This window comes from Vibrio nigripulchritudo ATCC 27043, assembly GCF_000222685.1.
In the GTDB taxonomy this organism is placed as follows: domain Bacteria; phylum Pseudomonadota; class Gammaproteobacteria; order Enterobacterales; family Vibrionaceae; genus Vibrio; species Vibrio nigripulchritudo.
The window spans coordinates 1-2,922 of record NZ_AFWJ01000173.1; the positions used below are offsets into that span (position 1 = coordinate 1).

Here is a 2,922-nt window from a genome sequence, read left to right on the forward strand (position 1 = left end):
ACAGCAGAAATCCCTGTCTGTGAATGTTCAGGGTGAAAGCCAGCTAGATGCGAACCCTGACTTGCTGAAAATCGTGTTAAGTAACCTGATCCGTAATGCGTTCCAGTACGCCGAACACGGCGAAGTCGGGATTGAAATCGCAGGTAAATCGGTGTGTATTTCGAATGCGGCAAACTATCAGGGAAGGCAGTCCAGCGGATTTGGGCTGGGTCTGGAGCTGGTTAAACGGATTTGTCAGACTCAGCTTTGGGGCTTTGATTTTGCTGCCAAAGACGGCATGGTGTTTGTCACAGTCGAGTTTGAAAAACAAAAAGTTCTTAAAGCCTAGGGTCTGTTGACCTTTCGCGGTTAAATTTTGTTCGTGTTCTATGTGGTTTAATCGCGGCGCAAGGTCTTTAGCTTAGTCATTCTAAGCAAATACCTTGCAACAAAGAGTAAAGCGCATAGAACCGAACCCTTCGGGCAGCATTTGTGGCTCCTTTCTACTGTGTTACCGCTTATTGATGTAGGGCGACTACACCGAATAAGCGCTGCCTTGTATAAAGAATCCACAAATTGCTGCAAAAATCAGCTCGAAAGGTCAACAGACCCTAACTTCATTAGAAAGAAAAACGCGCTGAATATCAGCGCGTTTTTTGTTTCCATCGGCAGTGTCTGTTCTCTAAAGAGAGGCTAGGGCGCCGTCTGTTTTCCCCAATTCTAGAGGTTTGGCAGATTTAATTACGGATACCAAGACCTTCTCATCAAACGATGTTTTATTTCGTCCGAACAGCGATGCTCTGAATTTCTCGGCTTCTGCTAAAAGTGCCTCATCAGCGTGGTAGGTTTGTTTCCACACATTGAAAGCACGATCAAACGCAATACCATCTCTACTGCTGATTGCCCTTAGAAGGTCAGCTTCTGAACCAGATGACTTTCTGGATGCCTTTTCATTTAAAGCAGGTTTTGATGTGCGTTTGGCTTTAACAAGCAGTGCCAGAGTGATTAACCAGAGCGTCGCAAACCCTGCTGTCAGATAAGGCCAAATGCCTCTGTCGGTTACTGTGACCGTTTCCACTGGTATCTCTGGTTGAATCATAGGGCTAACAGCAATAGCATCACCTTGCTCCACCATGATATTCATACTGGATGCGGTGGAGGTTCGCTCTTCACCATTAATGTTGTCCCACCAACGAATATTCACTTCTGGTAGAGTGAACTCGCCCGCTTCTTTAGCTATCAATACCTGCTTGAGCGTCATGATGATGTCGCCATCTTTGCCTTGAGAAAACTTCGGCGCTTCGTCATACACACGAATCTGATCTGGATAATCTATCTTCAGATTAGGCAATTGCTGCTGGCTGAGATTTTTTGCGCGTAGAACCAAAGTTCTCTGGATTGGTGTACCCACTTTAGCACTTAGAGTCGTTGCGTTGATGCGCTCTCCATCTTCATCCTGCCATAGCTGATCCAGAGACAGTGAAGGCGTCGGCAGCCATGCTCCCTGATACGAATCGGGCTTTGCGTTCACCTTTAACGCCATTGCAGGAGCACTCTTGTCTAACTGAATCAGTCGAGTGCCACCGTTTCGGGCGCGCTCAACTAGTGCGCCTGTTAATCGCGGTGGATGAACGGTCAGCTGACCAGCACGCTCTGGGATCACGTAAAAAGACTGGTCCACAACCGTGGCTTCCACTCCGTCGATCACGCTTTGGTACTGGTTACTTTCTCCTTTCGGTTCAATTGACAACCCTTCACCAAATGCTGATTCGATGTTGGTGTTTTGCAACCTTCTTAAGTCGGCTTTGATGATCAGCCTTGCGTGTAATTGAGTTCTTTCTCCTTCATACAGTTCGTCCTTATCCAGACTAGCCGTGAAATGAATGATGTCATCCTGAGTACGACCTTGTGTATTGTTGGTGACCTGAATGGCGATAGGGGCGGTTTTTGCCCCCTCAATTTCGAAGCTTGGGATGGTCAGAATGCCCGTTTTAGTGGCAGCAAGTGCGACTGTCCATTCGCTGCTGACCGAAGAGCGTCCATTGATGTAGCGCTGAGCAGAACTAAAACTTGGTCTCCCCATGTAGAAGTTAGGTTGCAGTACAGAGAAATCGACCGCGTTGTTTGATGCACGTGTATTAACGGCGACTTTCAGTTGAAACACTTCATCTTTGTTGACAGTTGTTCTGTTCACGGTCGCTGTCGCGACAGTGTTTGCCCACGCTGATGACACGGTGAACATGCTGATGAAAGCCAATGAGAAAAACCAACGAATTAATGACATTGTTTTGCGAATTACCATGTTTGCTCAGACCTCTGCGGTGCTGGGTTTTGTCTTTCCTGTAAAATCATTTGTGCGCGAAGCAGGTTACCTGCGTCGCCCTGTTGCTGAATCTGTTCTAGCTGTCGAATTTTCGGGTCGACCTGCTCGGCATTGTCCTGTTGGGACAACTGAGCTGGTGAGTGCTCCTGACCTTCCTCTTCTGAAGGCATTTCATCCGAATGTTCAGATTCATTCTGTTGCGGAGTGTTCTCCGACTCATCTGCTTTACTTTGCTCTTGCTGCTCTTGCTGCTCTTGCTGCTCTTGCTGCTCTTGGGCGTCATTTGCCTGTTCTGAAGACGGTTGAGGATCGCTACTGCTTTCCTGCTGTTCATCTTGATTTTCAGGCGTGGACTGCTGCTCTGAGTTTTGTTGACTTTGTTGTGAGTCGCTTTGAGAATCCTGCTGTTGCTGTTGCTGTTGCTGTTGCTGTTGCTGTTGCTGTTGCTGTTGCTGTTGCTGTTGCTGTTGCTGTTGCTGTTGCTGTTGCTTGAGAGCGTCTTCAACAACTTTAAGGTTCTTCGCCGCGTCTTGATGATCGGGGTTGGCTTTTAGCACAGATTTGTAACCATCGATGGCTTTTTGCAGCTCCCCTTTTCTGGCATAGGCATTGGAAAGGTT

The 2,922-nt window shown here is 47.5% G+C and carries 2 protein-coding genes and 1 pseudogene; 1 reads left to right on the forward strand and 2 read right to left on the reverse strand.

Features of this window, described 5'->3' with window-relative positions:
* Positions 1–328: sensor histidine kinase (locus RH89_RS29925; RefSeq protein WP_004403113.1), on the forward strand; the 328-nt coding region annotated here is incomplete at its 5' end.
* A gap of 333 nt (positions 329–661) precedes the next feature.
* Here the strand turns inward: RH89_RS29925 and RH89_RS14210 are convergent.
* Both RH89_RS14210 and RH89_RS30065 read right to left on the reverse strand, forming a co-directional pair.
* A complete protein-coding gene (locus tag RH89_RS14210) occupies positions 662–2,263 on the reverse strand; it encodes a BatD family protein (protein WP_174277955.1) in 1,602 nt (533 codons plus the stop codon).
* A gap of 11 nt (positions 2,264–2,274) precedes the next feature.
* Positions 2,275–2,922: pseudogene (locus RH89_RS30065) on the reverse strand (hypothetical protein); the annotation flags it as partial.

Excerpts from the sequence above, each read along its gene's own strand:
- RH89_RS14210 (WP_174277955.1), bottom strand. The coding sequence starts at position 2,263 with ATGTCATTAATTCGTTGGTTTTTCTCATTGGCTTTCATCAGCATGTTC.